Consider the following 20,987-nt stretch of genomic DNA (forward strand, 5'->3'; position numbering starts at 1 on the left):
GGCTCAGGCTCGCTGCCGCCGCTTCACCGCGGCGATCGCCCGGTCCGTCTCGCGCCGGTCCTGCTTCTCCCGCAGCGTCTGCCGCTTGTCGTACTCCTTCTTGCCCTTGGCGAGCGCGATCTCGACCTTGGCCCGGCCGCCCTTGAAGTACAGGGACAGCGGCACGATCGTGTGGCCGGTCTCCTGCGACTTGGACTCCAGCTTGTCGATCTCCACGCGGTGCATCAGGAGCTTGCGCTTGCGGCGCGCGGCGTGGTTGGTCCAGGTGCCCTGCGCGTACTCCGGGACGTGCACGTTGTGCAGCCAGGCCTCGTGGCCGTCGATCTGCACGAAGCCGTCCACCAGGGAAGCCCGGCCCTGGCGCAGCGACTTGACCTCGGTGCCGGTCAGGACGAGACCGCACTCGTAGGTGTCGATGATGAGGTAGTCGTGCCGGGCCTTCTTGTTCTGGGCGATGATCTTCCGCCCGTCGCCCGTGTCCTTGTCTTTCTTCTTCTTCGCAGCCATAGTGCCGTCATTTTCGCACTACGAGGGGGTGCCGAGGCCACTCAATACTGTGCGGATCCTGGACTCCACGCCCTCGTCGACATCCAGGTCCGGGGTGATGCCGCGGCCGTCGACGCTCCGCCCGGACGGCGTGCGGTAGTGGCCGACGGTGAGCTCGGCGACGGAGCCGTCGGGCAGCCGGCTCGGCAGCTGCACCGAGCCCTTGCCGAAGGTCCGCGAGCCGAGGACGACCGCGCGGCCCCGGTCCTGCAGGGCTCCGGCGAGGAGTTCGGCCGCGCTCATCGTGCCGCCGTCGACCAGCGCGACCAGGGGTCTGTCGGTGTCGCCGCCGCCGCGCGCGTGCAGGGCGCGCTGCTCACCGCGTACGTCGTACGTCGCCACCAGGCCGCCGTCGAGGAACGCGGAGGCGGCGGTCACGGCCTCCGCGACCAGGCCGCCGGAGTTGCCGCGCAGGTCGAGCACGATGCCGCTGCCCGCGGGCGCGGTGCGGACCGCTTCGCGGACCCGCTCGCCGGTGCCCTTGGTGAAGGCCGAGACCTTGATCCACAGGGTGCCGTCGGCCCGCTGCTCGACGTTGACGGTGGGGGTCTCCAGGCGGGCCCTGCGCAGGCTCTCGGTCCAGGCGCGCGAGCCGCGCTGCAGGCCGAGCTCGACCTCGGTGCCCGCGTCGTCGCCGGTGCCGCGCAGCTGGTCGACGACCTCGCGGACCCGCTGGCCCGCTATCGGCCGGCCGTCGATGGAGCGGAGCCGGTCGCCGGTGCGGATGCCGGCGCGCTCGGCGGGGCCGCCGTCCTGCACCCGGTCGACCTCGATCCGGCCGTCCTCGCCGCGGCGGGTCCACAGGCCGACGCCGATGTACGCGCCGTCCAGCTCGTCGGCGAACGCGCGGTACTCGGCCGGGTCGTACACCGTGCCCCAGCGGTCGCCGCTGCGGCTGACCTCCTCCTCGGCGGCCGCGGCGGGCGACTTGCCGTCGGCCATGGCCTCGGCGGCGGCGTCGGCGACGCGCTCGCTGTTGGAGGCGGGGGCGGCCGAACGGGCCGAGAGCTCCGGCTCGTTGTGATCGGCGGCGTCGAAAGTGCCGGTCGCGGCGCCTGCGGCGAGGACGCCGGCGAAGACCAATGTCAGGGCCGCCCCGCGGCGGACGCTGCGGGGCCGGGAGAACGCATCGAGGCCCGACATGTCGGTGAGTCTAGGACAACGCAAGGCGCCGCACGGCCGGTTGACCGTACGGCGCCTGGTAGGTGCGTCACACCTTGAGGTACTTGCGCAATGCGAAGAATGCGGCAAGGGCGGGCATCAGCAGACCGATCGCGAGGACCAGCGGCAGCTTGGCGATCAGCTGGTCCCAGCCGACGAACTGGATCAACTGCAGCTTGTCGGCGAGCGCGAGACCGTGGTCGATCAGGAAGTACCGGCCGACGACCAGCATCACGCAGGCGACACCGGCGCCGAGCAGGCCGGCGAACGCGGCCTCCATGATGAACGGCATCTGGATGTAGAAGCTGGACGCGCCGACGAGCCGCATGATGCCCGTCTCACGTCTACGGCTGAACGCCGATACGCGCACGGTGTTGACGATCAGCATCATCGCGACGATCAGCATCAGCGCCATCACCGCGAGCGCCGCGTAGTTCATGCCGTTGAGCAGCTCGAAGAGGTTGTCGACGGTCTTGCGCTGGTCCTCGACGGCCTGCACGCCGTCACGGCCGTCGAAGGCCGACTTGATGAGCTGGTACTTCTCCGGGTCCTTCAGCTTGATCCGGAAGGACTCCTGCATCTGGTCCGGCGTAAGGGAGTTGACGAGGGGTGAGTCGCCGAACTGCTCCTTGTAGTGCTTGTACGCCTCGTCGCTGGACTCGTGGATGACGCTCTCGACGGACGGCATGTCCTTCAGGTCCGCGTGAATCGCGTCCTTCTGGTCCGTCGTGACCGCGCCCTTGGTGCACTTGGGGTCGGTCTCCGCGTCTCCCTTGTTGCAGAAGAAGATCGCGACGTTGACCTTGTCGTACCAGTAGCCCTTCATCGTCTCGACCTGGTCGCGCATGAGCAGCGAGCCGCCGAAGAGCGCCAGGGAGAGGGCGACGGAGACGATGACCGCGAAGGTCATCGTGAGATTGCGGCGGAGACCGACGCCGATCTCCGACAGGACGAATTGGGCGCGCATGGCGTCCTTTCAGTGCTCGTTAGCTGCCCGGTACTGCGGGGGCTCGGGTCAGTGCTGGTAGCCGTAGACGCCGCGCGACTGGTCGCGGACGAGGCGGCCCTTCTCCAGCTCGATGACGCGCTTGCGCATCTGGTCCACGATCTGCTGGTCGTGGGTGGCCATCACGACGGTGGTGCCGGTCCGGTTGATGCGGTCGAGCAGCTTCATGATGCCGACGGACGTCTGCGGGTCCAGGTTTCCGGTGGGCTCGTCCGCGATGAGCAGCATCGGCCGGTTCACGAAGGCGCGGGCGATGGCCACGCGCTGCTGCTCACCGCCGGAGAGCTCGCCGGGCATCCGGTCCTCCTTGCCGCCGAGGCCGACCAGGTCGAGCACCTCGGGGACGGTCTTGCGGATGGTGCCGCGCGGCTTGCCGATGACTTCGAGCGCGAACGCGACGTTCTCGCCGACGGTCTTGTTGGGAAGGAGGCGGAAGTCCTGGAAGACGGTGCCCAGCTGACGCCGCATGTGCGGCACCTTCCAGTTGGACAGGCGCGCGAGGTCTTTGCCGAGGACGTGCACCTGGCCGTGGCTGGCGCGCTCCTCGCGCAGCAGCAGCCGCAGGAAGGTGGACTTTCCGGAGCCGGAGGATCCCACGAGGAAGACGAACTCGCCCTTCTCGATCTCGAGAGAGACGTCCCGCAGAGCAGGACGGGTCTGCTTCGGGTACGTCTTGGACACGTTGTCGAATCGGATCACGGATGCGCCTCGTACGTCGGGGGGCGTCGGGGTTAGGTGAGCGTGACCCTACGCGAAGCGGCGTGCGCGGCGCAGTCGGCGTCCTGGGTTGCGCGTTTTATCACGGATCTGACCGGCCTGCGGCCTGGAACACTTCGGGCTGAACCAGACGAGTTCCGGCGGGCCGCGCCGAAATCCGGGGAAGCTGGCACAGTGGTAGAGGGAACGGTTGCGTTCCCCTGAGCGTTGTGCGGAGGCAGAGAGGAGGCGGCATGACCTTTGACAGGTTGGTCTGCGCGAACTGCGCGGCGCCGGTGAGCGAAGGGCGCTGCCCCGTATGCAGGGCGAACCGCCAGCGGATGCAGCAGGAGGGCCCCCTGGCCGGGCTGAACCTGAACCCGGCGGCCTTGATCGCCCTACTGCTCGTACTGATCGGCGCTGTGGCGTTCCTGGCCCACCAGGCCTGAGCCGCCGCCTCCCCTGGCGTACGGAAGCACGACGCGTGACGACATGACGAAAGGGCCCGGAGCTGGCTGCTCCGGGCCCTTTCGGCTATGGCTTTCGCCGGGCTGCTACCGGTGATCAGGCAGCGGCGCCGCGGTTGCCACCCACGAGGCGGGGCAGCATGCGGAAGCCGACACCGCCGGCGATCATGGTGGCGGCGCCGACGAGCAGGAACGTGGTCTCGGCCGCGCCCGTCTCGGCGAGCTCGCCCTTGCCCTTGCCCTGGTCCTCGGCGGGGACCTGCGGAGCGGTGTCCGTCAGGCCTTCCTTGCCCTGACCCTGCTCGACGGGCTCGTTGCCGCCGTCGGGGTCGGTGTTGTCGTTGCCGCCGCCGTTGCCGCCGCCGTTGCCGTTTCCGCCGCCGTTGCCGTTGCCGTCACCCGGCTCGGTGGGCTCCTCGGTCGGGTCCGTCGGCTCGTCCGTCGGGTCCGTGGGGTCCGTCGGCTCGTCCGTCGGGTCGGTCGGGTCCGTCGGCTCGTCCGTCGGGTCGGTCGGGTCCGTGGGAACGTCGGTCGGCGGGTCCGTCGGGATGCCGGTCGGCGGGTCCGTCGGCTCCTCGTCGTCATCGCCGCCCGGGAGGTCGAGGCCGACGTCCAGGCCGTCCTCGTCGACGCCGACGCTGGCGCCGGTGTCACCGGGAAGGTCGACGCCGAGGCCCACTGCGGAAGCGGCGCCGGCCGCGGCCAGCGAAGCACCGGCGGCGATCACCGCACCGGCCGCTATCCGCGCTACGCGGATCCGCGTCTTCTTCGTCATCTGCTGCTACCCCCAGTAGCTGTTTCGTTTATGGAGCAGCGCCCGGGGCAAAGGCCTGTTGGGAGACCGAGAGTGGTCCGTTCGCCCCCCGTCACAAGTGCCCCGGTAATACGCATGCCGCGAGCAACCCTTCCCACAATTAAAGGCCGCGTCAAGGGCGTTGAGCGCCATATGTCCGCTATCAAGCGAGTTGGCCGTGGCACGGAGATCTGACTGTGACGCAAAAGGCGACTGCCGCTCAAGAGAGGCCTCTTGAGCGGCAGTTACCTTGTCGACAAAGCTCCGGCGCGGGCGCGCGCGGGGGCCCGAATCGGCTACTTCTCCTGCTGCTTGCGCCAGCGGATGCCGGCCTCCAGGAAGCCGTCGATCTCGCCGTCGAGCACGGACTGGGGGTTGCCGACCTCGAACTCCGTCCGCAGGTCCTTCACCATCTGGTAGGGGTGCAGGACGTACGAACGCATCTGGTTGCCCCAGGAGCTGCCGCCGTCACCCTTGAGGGCGTCCATCTTGGCGCGCTCCTCCTGGCGCTGACGCTCGAGCAGCTTGGCCTGGAGGACGTTCATGGCGCTCGCCTTGTTCTGGATCTGGGAGCGCTCGTTCTGGCAGGAGACCACGATGCCGGTGGGGATGTGCGTGATGCGGACCGCGGAGTCGGTGGTGTTGACGCCCTGGCCGCCGGGGCCGGAGGCGCGGTACACGTCCACGCGGAGGTCGGACTCCTCGATGTCCACGTGGTCGGACGACTCCACGACCGGGAGGATCTCCACGCCCGCGAACGAGGTCTGGCGGCGGCCCTGGTTGTCGAAGGGCGAGATGCGCACCAGGCGGTGCGTGCCCTGCTCGACGGAGAGCGTGCCGTAGGCGTACGGCGCCTTGACGACGAAGGTGGTCGACTTGATGCCGGCCTCTTCCGCGTACGACGTCTCGTAGACCTCGGTGCCGTAGCCGTGGCGCTCGGCCCAGCGGAGGTACATGCGCTGGAGCTGCTCGGCGAAGTCGGCCGCGTCGATGCCGCCGGCCTCCGCGCGGATGTTGACCAGGGCCTCGCGCTCGTCGTACTCGCCGGACAGGAGCGTGCGGACCTCCATCTCGTCCAGCGCCTTACGGACCTCGGCCAGCTCGGCCTCGGCCTCGGCGCGGGTGTCCGGGTCGTCCTCCTCCTCGGCCATCTCGAAGAGCACGCTCAGGTCGTCGAGGCGGCTGCGGAGGGCCTCCGTCTTGCGGACCTCGGCCTGCAGGTGCGACAGGCGACTGGTGATCTTCTGCGCCGCCTCCGGGTCGTCCCACAGGGACGGTGCCGCGGCCTGCTCCTCGAGCACGGCGATATCGGCCCTCATCCTGTCCAGGTCCAGGACGGCCTCGATGGACGCCATGGTGGAGGCGAGGGACTTGAGCTCTTCGGAAACATCGACGACTGCCACGACACCAGCCTAACGGCTCGGCGAACCGAGCCTCTCCCCCCTGCGGACAACCGGCCTCGGGCCCGTGATGCAAGGGGTACGAGGGCGGCCCCGGCTCAGGGGACGTCCGGGGCCGTGGGGCTCGCGCCCTTGTTGTCCCGCGGGGTCGCGTCCGCGTCGTCCCCGCTCGCCGCGAGCCAGCCGCCCACGCCGACCGCCGCTGCCACGCCGACCGCCGCGGCGGTCAGGGCCAGACGGCGGCGCCGGGCCTCCATGCGGTGCCGGGCCGAGCCGGGGCGCGGGGATCCGGCCGTACGCGGGGCGCGGGCCGTGCCGCGCGCGCCGCCCGCGAGCTCGTCCGGGCCCGGCACCCGCATCGACGTGTGGGTGTCGCGGTTGGAGTCCGTCTTGCTGCCCGGCACGAGCGGCACGGCCCCGCGCCGCGGCGTACGGGACTCCTCGGCGTACGGCTCGGTCTCGGCGTACGCGGCGGGCTCCTCCTGGTGCTCCGCGTCCGGCTCGTCCACGTCCAGGGGGCCCATCCCGGCGAGCAGCGGCAGCTGCTCACGCAGGCGCGCGGCGAGCTCGGAGGCGCGCAGCCGGGACGCGGGCCCCTTGGCGAGGCACTGCACGATCAGCTGCCACAGCTCCTCCGGGATGCCCGGCAGCGGAACCACGGTCTCCGTGACGTGCCTGCGCAGTACGGCGCCGGGGTGGCCGCCGCCGAACGGCGTGAATCCGGCGAGGAGTTCGTACAGGACCGTCGCGAGGGCATAGATGTCGACGGCCGCGCGCGGGGGCAGTCCCTCGATGATCTCGGGGGCCAGATAGTCCGGGGTGCCGATCACCTTCGTCGCGCGCGTGCGGCGGGGCGAGTCGACGAGCTTGGCCACGCCGAAGTCGGTCAGGAGCGCGGGGTGCGAGCCGCCGGGGCCGAGCGGGCCCTCCATGTCGAGGAGGACGTTCTCCGGCTTCACGTCGCGGTGCACGATGCCCGCGGCGTGCGCGGCCGCCAGGGCGTCGGCCACGTCCGCGGCGATGGCGACGGCCGCCTCGGGGGCGAGCCTGCGCTCCCGGTCCAGGCGGGTGCGCAGATCGGTGCCGCGGACCAGGTCCATCACCAGGGCGAGGTCGTTGCCGTCGACGACGAGGTCGCGCACGCCGACGACGTGCGGGTCCGAGAGGCTGAGCAGGGCCGTGCGCTCCTGCACGAAGCGGCCCACCAGCTCCTGGTCGGACGCGAGGTCCTCGCGCAGCAGCTTGATGGCGACGGGCCCTTCCGGACCCTCGCCGAGCCACACCGTGCCTGCGGAGCCGCGTCCCAGGATCTGGTTCGCGGTGTACCGGCTGCCGATTTTCCGTGCCAAAACTGCTCCTACGGGCTCCTGTTGGCAACAAAACTACGCGGCTCCGTCACCAACCTTCACGTCCAGGACGGAAATCACCCTCTGGATGTCGATAAATCTCCATGGTGGTGTGCGAGTTGACCGCAAAACGGCCACCACGCGTGCGTGGTGGCCGTTTTGGTCGGAGCTTCGCGGGCGTGTGCGGCTACTGCGTGCCGCCCGAGCCTCCGCCCGTGCTGCCGGTGTCGCCGCCGAGGTCGCCGATCCAGCCGGTCACCGTGGTGAACCAGTCGGAGAGCTGCTCCCAGTAGTTCTTGCCGGTGCCGATCCAGCCCTGGAGCGGGCTCAGCTCCCAGATCAGCCAGCCCGCCACGAACAGGATGACGAGCGTGAACAGGCAGCCCTTGAGGCAGCCGAGACCCGGGATCCGCATCGGATTGGCGCTGCGGCGGCGCGGCTCACGGGGCTCGCGCGGCGGCCGGGGCTGCTGGGGCGGCGGCTGCTGCGGCGGCGCGTACCGCTGCGGCTGCTGCTGGGGCTGCGGCGCGGGCGCGTACCGCTGCGGCTGGTGCTGCGGGGCCTGCTGGCCGTAACCGGCGGGGGCCTGCGGCGGGTGCTGCGGCTGGCGCTGGGGGCGGCGGCGCAGCGGGTCCTGGCTCGGGTCGAGGTACTGCTGGACCTGCGTCTGCTCGTTGCGGTCGCGCGCCGCGCGGAGCTGGTTCTCCCAGGGGTGCGGGCCCTCCGGCTCCGGCGGGCCGTCGGGGCGCGGGGGCACCGGCGGCATCACCGAGGTCGGGTCCGCGTCACCGGGACCACCCGGTCCGGTCTGCTGCATGACGCTGGTCGCGGCGTTGGGGTCGGCGTCGGCGTACGGGCCGGCGTTGTTCTGCATGACCTGGGTGGGGTCGGCGGCGCCGGGGGTCTCCGGGACCGGGGCGGGCGCCGGGTCGGGGGCGAGCAGGGCGGCCACGCCCTCGGCGGCGGCGATCTGCGCGGAGTTCGCGTGCACGCCGATGCCCTCGGAGACGGTGCGCAGGGCGCGGCCGAGGCTCTCGGCGCTGGGGCGCTCGTCGGGGTTCTTGCGCAGGCAGCGCTCGATGACGGTCCAGAGCGGTCCGGGCACGGTGCTGGGGCGGCGCGGCTCCTCGCTGAGGTGCCGGTGCAGCACTTCGAGGGAGGTGCCGCCGGCGAACGGCGGACGTCCGGTGACGAGTTCGTAGAGCAGGATTCCGGCGCCGTAGATGTCCACGGCGGAGGTCTGCGGGCGGCCCTCGGCGGACTCGGGCGCCACGTACGCGGGCGTGCCGACGAATTCGTGGGTGCGGGTCAGGCCCGGGGAGTCGGCGAGGCGGGCGATGCCGAAGTCGGTCAGCATCGGCCGCATGCCGCCGTCGTCCTCCTTGAGGAGCACGTTGGCGGGCTTGAGGTCGCGGTGCACGACGCCGTCGACGTGACTCGCGGCGAGCGCGTCGGCGATCTGCGCGGTCAGGAGCGCGGCCGCGACCGGGGTCATCGGGCCGTTCTCGCGGATGTACCGGTGCAGGTCGGGGCCGTCGACGAGGTCCATGACCAGGGCGAGCAGGTCGCCCTCGACGACCAGGTCGCGGGTGCGGACGATGTTCTCGTGCGTCAGGCGGAGCAGCACGGAGCGCTCGCGCAGGAAGCGCATCACGACGTCCGCGTCGTTCGCCAGCTCCTCCTTGAGGACCTTGATCGCGACGGTCTCGCCGGGCTGCCCGGCCACTGCGGCCTCGGCGCCCGCGGTCTCCCGCTGGCGGGCTCGCCAGACGGTGCCCGTGGCGCCGCGTCCGAGCGGCTCCTCGAGCAGATACTTGCTGCCTACCGGCCGCACGTCATGCGCTCCCTGTCGATCTGGTCCTGCTGGTCCTGCTGGTCTGGTGTGTGGTGCTGTTCTGTCGTCCGACGCCGGCCGCCTCGCGGGGCCCCCGTGTGCCCGTTCCGCGTCGAGCGTTCCGATCCACTGTAGTGGGGCCCGGCCGGGCACCGGTCTGGCGTTGTCTGCCCCGGTGCCACCCTCGTACACCTCCCTGTGAAAACCGCCGGATCCCGGTGAACGGATCGAGACAGCGGTTGTGAAGGGAAGACGTGCGGGCGCGGCCGATGGTTGCCGGGCGGGCGGAAGCCCGATCCTCGGGTGCGGGCGGGGCGGGCCGCGAGCCGTCGGCCGTGCACAACGATCCCAACCGGCCTGTGCAGGCACTTTTGCGAGCAGACCCAGCCAATCAAGATCACTTGATGGTGGGCGGCGGGCGTGTTGTCGGTGCCAGGTGCGAGGATGCACAGCAGCACGGAGCCATGCCGTGTTCGGTGGGGGGAGTCACATGGGCCGTCCCCCTGCCGGGCACCCGCGCAGAAGGGACCGCTGACGGCGATGCAGATCCGGCTGTCTGTCCTCGGGCCGCCCAGCGGCCGGACCCCGCAGTCCGGCCAGGGCGCACCGCCCCGTGCCTGTGACGTGCTCGTCACGGCGCCCACCGGGACCGCGCTCGCCGCCGTGGCCTCGGGCCTGGGCGCGGCCGCCGGAGTCCCGGACGGCCCGGTCGTGGTGTACGTGGGCACGGACCGCCTGGACTCCGCGACGGCCACCCTGGGCGAGCCCCCCTTGGTCGACGGCGCCGTGCTCTCCCTGCAGGGCCCCGCCGAGCCCGCCCCGTCCACCGCGGGCGCGGCCGCCCGGCTGCACGTCGTCGCGGGCCCGGACGCGGGCGGTGTGCATCTGCTGCACGGCGGCCGGATCAGCATCGGCCGCTCCGCCGACGCGGACGTGCCCCTCGACGACCCGGACGTCTCCCGGCTGCACTGCGCGGTCACGGTCGGTGAGGACGGCCGCGTCTCGGTCACGGACCTGAACTCGACGAACGGCACGTCGGTGGACGACAGGCCCGTCGCCGACCGGCCGGTGCGGCTCACGCCGGGCGCGCTGCTGCGGATCGGCGAGTCCACGCTCCGGCTCAGCGCCGCGCGGGACGAGCCGCCGCTCACGGCCTTCGCGGACGGCGAGGGCCAGCTGCGGGTCGGCCCGGAGCCGGAGCAGAACCCGCCCTCCGCGCGCGTGCCGGGCGCCGGCGGTGCGCAGCCCCCGCTGGGGGCGACGGTCCGGGGGTACGGGGCGTCGGCGCCGCTCTCCGGTGCGAACGGATCGGCCGGCTCGGGCGGCACCGGCGGCACTGGCGGCTCGAACGGGTCCGCCGGTGCGGGTGCGTACGGCTCGGGCGAGGACACCACGTACGCGCGCGGGATCTCCACCGGAGGCACCGCCGCAGCCGGTGCGGGCGGGGCGGACGGCTTCAACTCCGGGGCGGGCACGGACAGTTCGCCCGAGGCGGCATCGCAGCAGCACGCATCGGATCCGTACGCGGCAGGCGTGGGCGGGCCGGGCGGCGAGGACGACGACGCGTACGAGCGGAATCGGACCGGGACGCCCGCGCGGGGCACGACCGTGCCGCGGCAGGTGCGCAGGCGCGGCGGGATCGGGGCCTGGGCGCGGCGCATCACGGGCGGCCGGACCGAGCGCGAGGCGGACGGGACGGCGCCGGCGGCGTTCGCGCCCGCGGAGACGGCCGTTCCGGAGGCCTGGCCCGACCCGTCGGCGCTGCTCCTCACCGCGCTCGGCCCCGGCCCGAGGCTGTGGGAGCGCGACCCGGCGCACCCCGAGGCGCTCGCCGTGCGGCTCGGCACCGCGGACCGTACGGGTCCGGACGGCGGCCTGCTGCCTGCCGTGCCCGTGACGGTCGGCCTGCGCGAGGCGGGCGCGCTCGGCCTCGCCGGGCCACGGCCGCGCCTGGCGGGGCTCGCCCGCGCGGTGCTGGCCCAGCTCGCAGCGCTGCACTCCCCCACCGACCTGGAGATCGTGCTCGTCAGCACGGACCGGGCGCGCGGCGTCGAGGAGCGCACCGCGCAGTGGGCCTGGCTCGGCTGGCTCCCGCATGTGCGCCCCGGGCACGGCCAGGACTGCCGGCTGCTGCTCGCGTACGACCGGGAGCAGGCCGCGGCGCGGACCGGCGAGCTGCTGCGCCGGCTGGACGAGCACCTTCAGGAGGAGGGGCGCGGCCCGGTCGCCGGCGCGGCGGGCGGCTCCGACGCGGCCGGCGGGGAGGCCGCGCAGACGCGTGGGCACGCGCGCGGGCCGGGGCTTCAGGCGGCCCCCGAGGAGTCCATAGCCGCGGCCCGGACGGCGGACGGCGAGCCGGTGTCGGCGGCGTCCTCGGCCCCCGGGGCGCCCGCCGCGTCCGCAGCCTCCGGGACGCCTGTCGCCGGCCGACCCGCCTCGCGGCAGGGCGAGTTCAGCGGTCCGCTCACCGTGCTCATCGTCGACGGGGACCCGGGTTCGGCGGGGCTGCGGGAGGCGACGACGCGCCTGACCGCCGAGGGGTCCGCGGCCGGCATCCATGTGCTGTGCCTCGCCGAGACGCCCGCCGCTTCGCCCGCGTCCCCGATGACGGCGACGTACGAGGCGGCCTGTGCGGCGTCGCCCGCGTTCCGCGCGTGTGGCGCGGTGGCGCTGCTGAGCGGTGACGTGGCGACGGCGCTGCGGCTCCTGCGTACGTCGCAGGGGCACCCCGTCGGCCATGGCACCGTCGCCTCGGTGGACGCCGTGTCCGCCGCCTGGGCCGAGCGGTTCTCCCGCGCCCTGGCCCCGCTGCGGCCTGCGGACACGGGCGGCGAGCGGCACGCGCGCGTGGCCGCGCCGCTGCCCCAAGCGGCGCGCCTGCTCGACGAGTTGGGGCTCGCCCGCGCCACCCCCGCGTCCCTGATGGCGCGGTGGGCGGCGGCCGCGGACGACGCCGACGCGCTGGGCGGCCGGGCCCAGGCGGTGCTCGGTGCGGGCCCGCGCGGGCCGCTCTGCGCCGACCTGGTCGCATCGGGCCCGCACCTCCTGGCGGAGGGCCCGGCGGGCAGTGGGCGTACGGAACTGCTGCGTTCCGTGGCCGCGGCCCTGGCCTCCGCGGAGCGGCCGGAGCGGCTGCGCCTGGTCCTGGTGGACGGCGCGGGCTCGGAGCGCGGCGACGGGCTGCGGGTCTGCACGGACCTGCCGCATGTGACGGCGCATCTGGCCGCCAACGACCCCGTACGGATGCGGGAGTTCGCGCAGGCGCTGACGGCGGAGCTGAAGCGGCGGGCGGAGCTGCTCGGCCGGATCGACTTCGCGGAGTGGCACACCCAGAAGATGGTGGCGGAGCGGCTGGTTCCGCAGCGCAGTCGCTCTGCTTCCGGGGCCGGGCGCCCTGGCCCCGGAGGCGCCGCGAATCTGGGCGGCGGCGGGGACTCCGGCGGGTCCGGGGACCTGGACAGCCCGCCCAGTACGACGGTCAAGTTGCGGCCGCCGCAAGGGCGTTCAGGCAGCGGGCGCGGGGGTGCGCGGGGCGCGGGTGGCGCGGGCGGTGTCGGGCGGCCTGCCGCTGTGGCTCAGCCCGAGCCGGAGTCGCCGCTGCCGCGCCTCGTGGTGGTCGTGGACGACCTGGACGCGCTGGTCGCCCCGGCGCTCGGCGCGCCCGGCCGGCCTTCGGCGGGGTCGGTGGTCCGTGCCCTTGAGGCCGTCGCGCGTGAGGGCGGGCGGCTCGGTGTGCATCTGGTGGCGGCGTCCGGTCGCCCGGAGCGTACGGCCGAGACGGAGCTGGCTCGTCGGGCGACGCTGCGGATCGTGCTCGACGCGCCTTCCGCGGCGCCGGAGGAGCCGGCGCCGGGGCGTGGCTGGCTGCACATCGCGGACGGCCCTCGGACGCCGTTCCAGACGGGGCGGGTCACGGGGCGCATTCCGCGTACGTCCACGCTCCGGCCCACGGCTGTCCCCCTGGAGTGGCACCGTATGGGCGACCCTCCGGAGCGTCGGCCGGTGCGTGAACTGGGCAACGGGCCTACGGACTTGGCGTTGCTGGCGAGTGCGTTGGAGCGGGCTGCGGCGGTGGGGGCGGGGTAGGGGGTTTCCCGGGGCGCGTCATCTGGCACGTCATCCGCACCGTCGGCTCGGGCCCCGCCGCTCGCCCTCCGGGCTCGTCCTCAAACGCCGGAGGGGCTGAATTTGGGCGGGGCTACGTGCCCCGACAGGGGCGCGGGGCTGCGACATCAGCGGCTCCGCCGCGGGGCGCGACCAGCCACGACGGCGCGGCAGCCGAAACACAGCTCCGCAGGTCGGCCACAGCGCCGCCACAGGCCCGCCGGAGGGGCCGACACCGCGAGAGTCACGAGCGCATCACGATCCCCCGCTTCCCCTCGCAGGCTCCCTTGTCCGAACTCTCGGGGCAGGCGTAGACCTGTCCGGACAGGGCTCGCTCGGTGCGACGGGACGGGGCAGTGATGCGTACAACTCTGCGTACTCGTAAGGCTGTTGGGGTCGGGAGAGGGGCCGTGTCGCTGGTCGCCGTCGGGGCGTTGGCGCTCAGCGGATGCGGCGGGGGCGGTGGTGCGCCCGACGAACAGAGCGGGAGCGACGGCGCCGCGAAGCCCACCGTCGAACTGCCCGAGCTGGACGGGCAGAAGGTGTCCGTCGCCGCGGTGTGGGGCGGGGCCGAGCGCAAGGTGTTCCTGCGGGTGCTCGACGAGTTCGAGAGGCGGACCGGCGCGGAGGTGTCGTTCGTACCGGCGCAGGACCCGATCATCGGCTTCCTGGAGTCGAAGGTCGCGGGCGGGGAGCCGCCGGACGTGGCGATGCTGCCGCAGGTCGGGGCGATCGAGCAGGCGGTGGCCAATAAGTGGGCCAAGCCGGTCGGGACAGAGGCGCAGAAGGAGCTTGAGAAGAATTACAGCGACGGGTGGCGGGAGCTCGGGGCCGTCGGCGGTGAGCAGTACGGGGTGTATTTCAAGGCCGCCAACAAGTCCCTGGTCTGGTACAACGCGGCCGTCATGAAGAACGCGGGCGGGCAGGAGCCGAAGACCTGGGACGAGTTCCTGCAGACCGCGCGGATGATCTACGACTCCGGGATCGCCCCCGTGTCCGTCGGCGGCGCCGAGGCATGGACGCTCACCGACTGGTTCGAGAACGTCTATCTGTCGCAGGCGGGTCCTGAGAAGTACGACCAGCTCGCCAAGCACGAGATCAAGTGGACCGATCCGTCCGTGAAGAAGGCGCTCACCACCCTCGGCGAGCTCTTCGGCAAGAAAGACCTGATCGCGGGCGGGCCGCAGGGCGCGCTCGGCACGGAGTTCCCCGAGTCGGTGAAGCAGACCTTCGTCGGCGGGGACCAGCCGAAGGCGGGCATGGTCTTCGAGGGCGACATGGTCTCGCTCGCCATCGCGGAGACGGACGCGAAGGTCGGCACGGACGCGAAGGTCTTCCCGTTCCCGGCCGTCGGCGGCGGCGAGTCCCCGGCCGTGGTCGGCGGTGACGCCGCCGTCGCCCTGAAGGACAGCAAAGGCGCGCAGGCCCTGCTCACGTATCTCGCCTCGCCGGACGCGGCGGCGATCTGGGCGAAGGCGGGCGGTTTCGTCTCGCCGAACAAGAACCTGGACGTCGCGGCGTACCCGAACGACGTGCAGCGCGACATCGCCAAGGCCCTGATCGCGGCGGGCGACGACATCCGCTTCGACATGTCCGACCAGGCCCCGCAGGCCTTCGGCGGCACGCCCGGCAAGGGCGAGTGGAAGGCGCTGCAGGACTTCCTGAAGAACCCGAAGGACGTCGCGGGCACGCAGCGGGTCCTGGAGGACGCGGCCGCCAAGGCGTACAAGGCGCAGAAGGACTGACGCGGTGGCTTCGGAGGCGCAAACCGGGACCGGGACCCGAACCACGAGAACAGCCCCCGTCACCGGCGTCGTCCGCACCCGCAAGCGCATGGCGGCGGCCTTCCTGCTGCCCGCGCTCGTGCTGCTCGGGGCCCTTGTGGTCTATCCGATCGGGTACTCGCTGTACCGCAGCTTCTACGACAGGTCCGGGGAGTTCACCGGATTCGGCAACTACGTCACGCTGTTCACCGACGACACGATCCTCACCGCGATCAGGAACAACGCGATCTGGGTGGTGCTCGCGCCGACGGTCGCCACCGCGCTCGGCCTGATCTTCGCGGTGCTCACCGAACGCATCCGCTGGGGCACCGCGTTCAAGCTGCTCGTGTTCATGCCGATGGCGATCTCGATGCTCGCCGCGGGCATCGTCTTCCGGCTCGTCTACGAACAGGACCCGGACCGGGGCGCGTTGAACGCCGTATGGGTGGGTGTGCACGACTCGTTCGCGGAGTCCTCGGCGTTCCCGAAGGCGCATCCGGGCCAGGAGTCGCCGCTGAAGCCGGGCGGCGGCGGCAGCTTCGTCACCCGTACGACCGTCGAGGCCGGGGTGCCCGTCGCGTTGCCGCTGCTCGGCGTGCCCAAGGAGCAGATGCCGGAGGAGGCGGCGCCCGCGAAGCCCGCCGCCGAAGAGCCCGGCAAGGTCACCGGCACCGCCTGGCAGGACTTCACGCTCGGCAAGGGCGTGGGCGAGCGCAACGCCCCGGACGCCTCCGAGTCCGGCTATCCGGGCCTCACGGTCGAGGCGGTCAAGGGCGGCGAGGTCGTGGAGTCGACGAAGGCCGCGGCCGACGGCACCTTCACCCTCTCGAAGAAGGCCGACGGGGCCCAACTGCGCTTACCCGCGAGCAACTTCAGGGAGCCGTACAACGGGGTGGACTGGCTGGGACCGGACCGGGCGCTGCCGTTCGTCGGCGTCAACTTCGTGACCCTGTCGGTGATCCTCGCGTACGTCTGGATGTGGGCGGGCTTCGCGATGGTGCTGATCGCGGCCGGGCTCGCGGGCATTCCGCGGGAGCTCCTGGAGGCGGCGCGGGTGGACGGGGCGAACGAGTGGCAGGTCTTCCGGCGGGTGACCGTACCGCTGCTCGCACCGCTGCTCGCGGTGGTCCTGGTGACGCTGATGATCAACGTCCTGAAGATCTTCGACCTGGTCTTCATCATCGCGCCGGGCGATGTGCGCGACGACGCGAACGTCCTCGCCCTGCAGCTCTACAACTCGTTCGTGGACCGCGACTCCGGCGTCGCCAGCGCCATCGCGGTGCTGCTTTTCCTCCTCGTCGTCCCGGTGATGGCGTTCAACGTACGGCGACTGCGCAGGGAGGTGCGGCGATGAGCGCGCTCGGGGAAGCCGTGGAGCCGAGGGCGGGCGGAAAGGCCGAGGCCGGGGACAAGGCCCGACCGTCCGCCGCGTCCCGGGTCGCCGGGGCGCTCAGCAGCGGGCTGATGCGGGTGTTTCTGCTGGTCGTGGGCCTGCTGTGGCTGGTGCCGACGATCGGGCTCGCGCTGTCCTCGCTGCGCGAGCCGGCCGACATCAGCGCGGGCGGCTGGTGGCAGGTGTTCACGGTCCCCTCGCAGATCACGTTCGAGAACTACGCGCACCTGCTGCAGGACGAGACGATCACCGGTTCGCTGCTCTCCACGGTGGCGATCACGGTCCCGTCGACGCTGCTCGTGGTCGTGATCGGCTCGCTCGCCGGATACGCCTTCGCGTGGATGGAGTTCCCGGGGCGGGACTGGTGGTTCCTCGGGGTCGTGGGGCTGCTCGTCGTTCCCGTGCAGGTGGCGCTGCTTCCGGTGTCCCAGCTCTTCGGCCGCGTAGGGATCTTCGAGACGACGCTCGGCGTGATCCTCTTCCATGTCGCGTTCGGCCTGCCGTTCGCGATCTTCCTCCTTCGGAACTTCTTCGCGGAGATCCCCCGGGAGCTTCTGGAGGCGGCCCGGCTCGACGGCGCGGGCGAACTCCGGCTGTTCCTGCGGGTGGTGATGCCGCTCGGCGGGCCCGCGATCGCCTCGCTCGGCATCTTCCAGTTCCTGTGGGTGTGGAACGACATGCTGGTCGCGCTGATCTTCGCGGACTCCAAGAACCCGCCGATCACGGTCGCGCTCCAGCAGCAGGTGCGGCACTTCGGCGACAACGTGTCGATCCTCGCGCCGGGTGCGTTCCTCTCGATGGTGATCCCGCTCGCCGTGTTCTTCGCCTTCCAGCGGCAGTTCGTCTCCGGCGTGATGGCGGGCGCGGTCAAGTGACGCGGGCGCGGTCAAGTGACGCGGGCGCGGTCATGTGACGCGGGCGCGGTCAAGTGACGACGCCGGCAGCACCGGACCGCCCGGGGCGGCCACGCACCGTACACCTCTCGCCTCAACTCTGGGGATTCGTACGTGAGTTGACCGCGTACACCAGGAGGGCGGTCCGCGGCGCGTATCCGCGGGCCGCTCTCACCCCTTTGCCACATTCGGCGTAACCGGAGCCGCCATTCGGGGGTTGGCGGGCAGGATGCCCGCGCCGACCCATGGATGTGCCTTGCCCCGGTTCAGTGTCATCGTCCCCGCGTACAAGGTGCAGGCCTACCTGTACGAAGCGCTCCACTCCGTACTGCGACAGTCCTTCACGGATCTGGAGCTGATCGCGGTCGACGACTGCTCACCGGACGCGTCGGGCGAGGTCATCGACGAGCTGGCGGCCGAGGACCCGCGCGTACGGGCCGTGCATCTGACGGAGAACGTGGGCCTGGGGCGGGCCCGCAACGCCGGCATGGAGCACGCCACCGGCGACTACCTGATCTTCCTGGACGGCGACGACACCCTCACCCCCGGCGCCCTGGAGGCCGCCGCCGACCGCCTCAAGGAGACCGGCTCCCCCGACGTCCTCGTCTACGACTACGCCCGTACCTTCTGGACCGGGCAGGAGCTCCGCAACCAGCAGGCCGCCCAGCTGCGCGAGGACGGGCCCGTGCCGTTCCGGCTCACCGAGCGGCCGGGCCTGCTCAAGCTGCTCATGGTGGTGTGGAACAAGGCCTACAGCCGGGAGTTCATCGAGCGAGAGGGCTTCCGGTTCCCTCCCGGTTACTACGAGGACACCCCGTTCACCTATCCAGTTCTGATGGCAGCGGAAACGATCGCCACCCTGGACCGGGTGTGCGTGCACTACCGGCAGCGCCGCCAGGGCAACATCCTCGGCACGACCAGCCGGAAGCACTTCGACATCTTCGACCAGTACGACCGGGTCTTCGCGCAGTTCGACGCCCGGCCGGAGTTCGCCGAGTGGCGGCCCGTCGTGTTCCGGCGCATGGTCGACCACTACGCGACGGTGTTCAGCAGGCCCGACCGGCTGCCCCGGCGCAGTCGGCCCGAGTTCCTGCGCAGGGCCCGCGCCCAGTACCGCAGGCACCACGTCCCGGGGCTGCGGCTCCACCCGCGGGCCCGCCTGCAGCACTGCCTCGTCCGCCTCGCCGCCCACCGCACGTACCGCGCCCTGCGCCTCGCCAAGGCCGCGGGCCACCGGCTCCGCGCCACCGCCGCGACCGTCAGCCGGGGCACTCGCGCGGCGCTGCTGCGGCTGCACTACCGCACCCAGCTGTGCCTGCCGGTACGGCACGACCGGGCGGTGTTCGCCACGCACCGGAGGCTCGGGCACGGCGGCAACCCGGGCGCGGTCGAGGAGAAGGTCCGCGAGCTCGCGCCGCACATCCGCACCGCGTGGATCGCCGACCCCGCCCACCACCACACCGTCCCCACCGCCACCAGGAGGATCACGCCCGGCACCGCCGCGTACTGGACGGCCCTGGCCCGCTCCAAGTACCTGGTGCACGACGCCGACCTCGGCCACCGGCTGGTCAAGCGCCGCGCCCAGGTCCGGGTGCAGACCCACGCCGGCACCCCGCTCAAGCGGATGGGCCTCGACCTGCAGGACCGGCCGGCCGCCGCCCGCGACACGGACTTCGCCGCGCTCCTCGACGACGTCGACACCTGGGACTACGCGCTCTCCGCCAACCGCCACTCGACGCTCGTCCGGGAGCGCGTCCTGCCCGGCTCGTACACCACCCTGGAGTACGGCCAGCCGCGCAACGACCGCTTCCTGCAGGCGAGTTCGCAGGACGTCGCCCGCCTCCGGGAGACCCTCGGCATCCCGCGGGGCAACGTCGCGATCCTGTACGCCCCGACCTTCCGCGACCACCGGCGCAGCCAGCACCGGCCGCTCGACCTCGACCGGGTGCTGCGCGTGCTCGGCCCCCGCTTCACCGTCCTGACCCGCGCCCACCCCGCGTACGGCGAACCGCTCAGCCGCGGGGAGCACGCGCGGGTCGTCGACGTCTCGGACCACCCGAGCGTCGAATCGCTGTGCCTGGCGAGCGACGTGCTCGTCACGGACTACTCCTCGCTGATGTTCGACTACGCCAACCTGGACCGCCCGATCGTCGTGTTCGCCGACGACCAGGAGGTCTACGAGGCGGCCCGCGGCACCTACTTCGACCTGCGGTCCCGGCCGCCGGGCGCGGTGGCGCGGGACGAGGACGAGCTGATCGACATCTTCACCACCGGCCACTGGCGGGGCTCGCGCTCCGCGCAGCTGCGGGCCGCGTTCCGGGCCCGGTTCTGCGGCTCGGACGACGGGCGGGCCGCGGAGCGCGTGGTCCGCCATGTGTTCCTCGGGCAGCGCGCGGGACTGCCTTCGGTGGTGCCGCTCGCCGACCGCCGACCGGCGCCGGTCGGCGGCAGCTGCTTCGAGCAACTGCCGGAGCAGTCCCAGGGCCCGGCCCCGACCCTCACACCCACAACTGAAGACAGCCACAACTGAAGACAGCGACAACTGCACAGAGGGACAACTGCATACACGCACAACTGAAGAAGCTCACGAAAAGCGAGGCCCGGTCGCCAGCCGGGCCACAGGACCGTCACCCCCCACACGCACCACGACTGCCCATCGCACGCACCTGACAACAGGAGCACCCATGAGCACCACGTCCGCCACCGAGGCACTGCCCCGCCCCACGCGGCTCTCCGATGTGAAGGGCTGGTTCTTCCCCGCCGACCAGCTGCTCTTCGACTGGTTCCTCGGCCGGCAGCGCGACCGCGACCAGCGCGGCGACCTTCTCGAACTCGGCGCCTACCTCGGCAAGAGCGCCATCTTCATGGGCTCCTACCTCCGCGAAGGCGAGACCTTCACGGTCTGCGACCTCTTCGACTCGCCCGCTCCCGACGACCCCAACTCCAAGGAGATGAACCGCTCCTACTCGACGCTGACCCGCCGCGCCTTCGAGGCCAACTACGGCGCCTTCCACGACGAGCTGCCGACGATCCTGCAGGCCCCGTCCTCGGTCGTCGCCGACGAGGTGGCGGCGGACAGCTGCCGCTTCGCGCACATCGACGCCTCGCACCTGTACGAGCACGTCCACGGCGACATCCTCGCCGTACGCGAACTCCTCGGCCCCGACGGCATCGTGGTCCTCGACGACTTCCGCGCCGAACACTGTCCTGGCGTCGCCGCCGCCACGTGGGGCGCGGTCGCCACGACCGGTCTGAAGCCGCTGTGCATCACGGCCACGAAGTTCTACGGGACATGGGGGGCGTACGACGAGGTGCACTCCGCGTTGCGGGGAATGCTGCAGGGGCGGGGGGATCTTTGGCACGGGGTGGAGGAGGTCGCGGGGCATCCCCTGATCCGCATCGACGGCAAGAAGGCGAAGTCCCCGGGCCAGCCCCGCTCCCGATACGAGGCCGAGGCCCCCGCGCCCCCCGCCGCGCCGACGGCCCGCACCGGCGGCCTCTCTCGCCTGGCCCGAACCCTCCGCGGCCGCGGCTGAGCCCTGCCGGGGGCTCCTTCCCCACCCCGCCCCTTCCCGAACTGGGGCT

The 20,987-nt window shown here is 72.3% G+C and carries 15 protein-coding genes; 7 read left to right on the top strand and 8 right to left on the bottom strand.

Annotation, left to right across the window (positions count from 1 at the left end):
- Positions 1-3 precede the first annotated feature (3 nt).
- The 4 genes from smpB to ftsE form a co-directional block, all read right to left on the bottom strand.
- Positions 4-507, bottom strand: coding sequence for an SsrA-binding protein SmpB (smpB, locus tag QIS96_RS34305; RefSeq protein ID WP_282546754.1), 504 nt, complete (start codon positions 505-507; stop codon positions 4-6).
- Positions 508-525: 18 nt separating this feature from the next.
- Complete coding sequence (locus QIS96_RS34310; protein WP_282546755.1) at positions 526-1,689, bottom strand: S41 family peptidase; 1,164 nt, start codon at positions 1,687-1,689, stop codon at positions 526-528.
- Positions 1,690-1,756: 67 nt separating this feature from the next.
- The gene (gene ftsX, locus QIS96_RS34315; RefSeq protein ID WP_282546756.1) at positions 1,757-2,674 is read right to left on the bottom strand and encodes a permease-like cell division protein FtsX; all 918 of its coding nucleotides are present in this window, start codon (positions 2,672-2,674) and stop codon (positions 1,757-1,759) included.
- A 48-nt stretch (positions 2,675-2,722) separates the two neighbouring features.
- Positions 2,723-3,412 (bottom strand): cell division ATP-binding protein FtsE, encoded by a 690-nt coding sequence (gene ftsE / locus QIS96_RS34320; RefSeq protein ID WP_282515864.1) that lies wholly within the window; start codon positions 3,410-3,412, stop codon positions 2,723-2,725.
- Between the two features lie 251 nt (positions 3,413-3,663).
- Here ftsE and QIS96_RS34325 point away from each other — a divergent pair, with 251 nt between their 5' ends.
- Positions 3,664-3,858, top strand: coding sequence for a hypothetical protein (locus QIS96_RS34325; protein WP_282515865.1), 195 nt, complete (start codon positions 3,664-3,666; stop codon positions 3,856-3,858).
- Between the two features lie 115 nt (positions 3,859-3,973).
- On the opposite strand, the gene QIS96_RS34330 is transcribed toward QIS96_RS34325, so the two are convergent.
- The 4 genes from QIS96_RS34330 to QIS96_RS34345 all read right to left on the bottom strand — a co-directional run bounded on the left by QIS96_RS34330 (position 3,974) and on the right by QIS96_RS34345 (position 9,249).
- The gene (locus tag QIS96_RS34330) at positions 3,974-4,651 is read right to left on the bottom strand and encodes an LPXTG cell wall anchor domain-containing protein (RefSeq protein ID WP_282546757.1); all 678 of its coding nucleotides are present in this window, start codon (positions 4,649-4,651) and stop codon (positions 3,974-3,976) included.
- Between the two features lie 314 nt (positions 4,652-4,965).
- Entirely contained in the window at positions 4,966-6,072 is a 1,107-nt protein-coding gene (gene prfB / locus QIS96_RS34335) for a peptide chain release factor 2 (protein ID WP_282546758.1), read from the bottom strand.
- A 95-nt stretch (positions 6,073-6,167) separates the two neighbouring features.
- Complete coding sequence (locus tag QIS96_RS34340; protein ID WP_282546759.1) at positions 6,168-7,418, bottom strand: serine/threonine-protein kinase; 1,251 nt, start codon at positions 7,416-7,418, stop codon at positions 6,168-6,170.
- Positions 7,419-7,602: 184 nt separating this feature from the next.
- Positions 7,603-9,249, bottom strand: coding sequence for a serine/threonine-protein kinase (locus QIS96_RS34345; protein WP_282546760.1), 1,647 nt, complete (start codon positions 9,247-9,249; stop codon positions 7,603-7,605).
- 540 nt (positions 9,250-9,789) lie between these two features.
- Here QIS96_RS34345 and QIS96_RS34350 point away from each other — a divergent pair.
- From QIS96_RS34350 to QIS96_RS34375, 6 genes are all read left to right on the top strand, one after another.
- Complete coding sequence (locus tag QIS96_RS34350) at positions 9,790-13,335, top strand: FHA domain-containing protein (RefSeq protein WP_282546761.1); 3,546 nt, start codon at positions 9,790-9,792, stop codon at positions 13,333-13,335.
- A 377-nt stretch (positions 13,336-13,712) separates the two neighbouring features.
- Positions 13,713-15,098 (top strand): ABC transporter substrate-binding protein, encoded by a 1,386-nt coding sequence (locus QIS96_RS34355; RefSeq protein WP_282546762.1) that lies wholly within the window; start codon positions 13,713-13,715, stop codon positions 15,096-15,098.
- Positions 15,099-15,186: 88 nt separating this feature from the next.
- Positions 15,187-16,470 (top strand): carbohydrate ABC transporter permease, encoded by a 1,284-nt coding sequence (locus QIS96_RS34360; protein ID WP_282546773.1) that lies wholly within the window; start codon positions 15,187-15,189, stop codon positions 16,468-16,470.
- Positions 16,467-17,384 carry a carbohydrate ABC transporter permease gene (locus tag QIS96_RS34365; protein WP_282546763.1) on the top strand — a complete coding sequence of 306 codons (918 nt, stop codon included), beginning with the start codon at positions 16,467-16,469 and terminating at the stop codon, positions 17,382-17,384. Before QIS96_RS34360 ends, QIS96_RS34365 begins: the two co-directional genes overlap by 4 nt.
- A 274-nt stretch (positions 17,385-17,658) precedes the next feature.
- A complete protein-coding gene (locus QIS96_RS34370; RefSeq protein ID WP_282546764.1) occupies positions 17,659-19,932 on the top strand; it encodes a bifunctional glycosyltransferase/CDP-glycerol:glycerophosphate glycerophosphotransferase in 2,274 nt (757 codons plus the stop codon).
- A gap of 154 nt (positions 19,933-20,086) precedes the next feature.
- Positions 20,087-20,938: a class I SAM-dependent methyltransferase gene (locus QIS96_RS34375; RefSeq protein ID WP_282546765.1), complete on the top strand. Its 852-nt coding sequence runs from the start codon at positions 20,087-20,089 to the stop codon at positions 20,936-20,938.
- The last annotated feature ends 49 nt before the right edge of the window (positions 20,939-20,987 follow it).

Origin of the sequence: Streptomyces cavernicola, from assembly GCF_029968035.1 — a bacterium.
Classification (GTDB): domain Bacteria; phylum Actinomycetota; class Actinomycetes; order Streptomycetales; family Streptomycetaceae; genus Streptomyces; species Streptomyces cavernicola.

Coding starts and splice junctions, on each gene's coding strand:
- QIS96_RS34365 (WP_282546763.1), top strand. CDS start 16,467: ATGAGCGCGCTCGGGGAAGCCGTGGAGCCGAGGGCGGGCGGAAAGGCC.
- QIS96_RS34325 (WP_282515865.1), top strand. CDS start 3,664: ATGACCTTTGACAGGTTGGTCTGCGCGAACTGCGCGGCGCCGGTGAGC.
- QIS96_RS34350 (WP_282546761.1), top strand. CDS start 9,790: ATGCAGATCCGGCTGTCTGTCCTCGGGCCGCCCAGCGGCCGGACCCCG.
- QIS96_RS34360 (WP_282546773.1), top strand. CDS start 15,187: ATGGCGGCGGCCTTCCTGCTGCCCGCGCTCGTGCTGCTCGGGGCCCTT.
- smpB (WP_282546754.1), bottom strand. CDS start 507: ATGGCTGCGAAGAAGAAGAAAGACAAGGACACGGGCGACGGGCGGAAG.
- QIS96_RS34310 (WP_282546755.1), bottom strand. CDS start 1,689: ATGTCGGGCCTCGATGCGTTCTCCCGGCCCCGCAGCGTCCGCCGCGGG.
- QIS96_RS34355 (WP_282546762.1), top strand. CDS start 13,713: ATGCGTACAACTCTGCGTACTCGTAAGGCTGTTGGGGTCGGGAGAGGG.
- QIS96_RS34375 (WP_282546765.1), top strand. CDS start 20,087: ATGAGCACCACGTCCGCCACCGAGGCACTGCCCCGCCCCACGCGGCTC.
- ftsX (WP_282546756.1), bottom strand. CDS start 2,674: ATGCGCGCCCAATTCGTCCTGTCGGAGATCGGCGTCGGTCTCCGCCGC.
- QIS96_RS34330 (WP_282546757.1), bottom strand. CDS start 4,651: ATGACGAAGAAGACGCGGATCCGCGTAGCGCGGATAGCGGCCGGTGCG.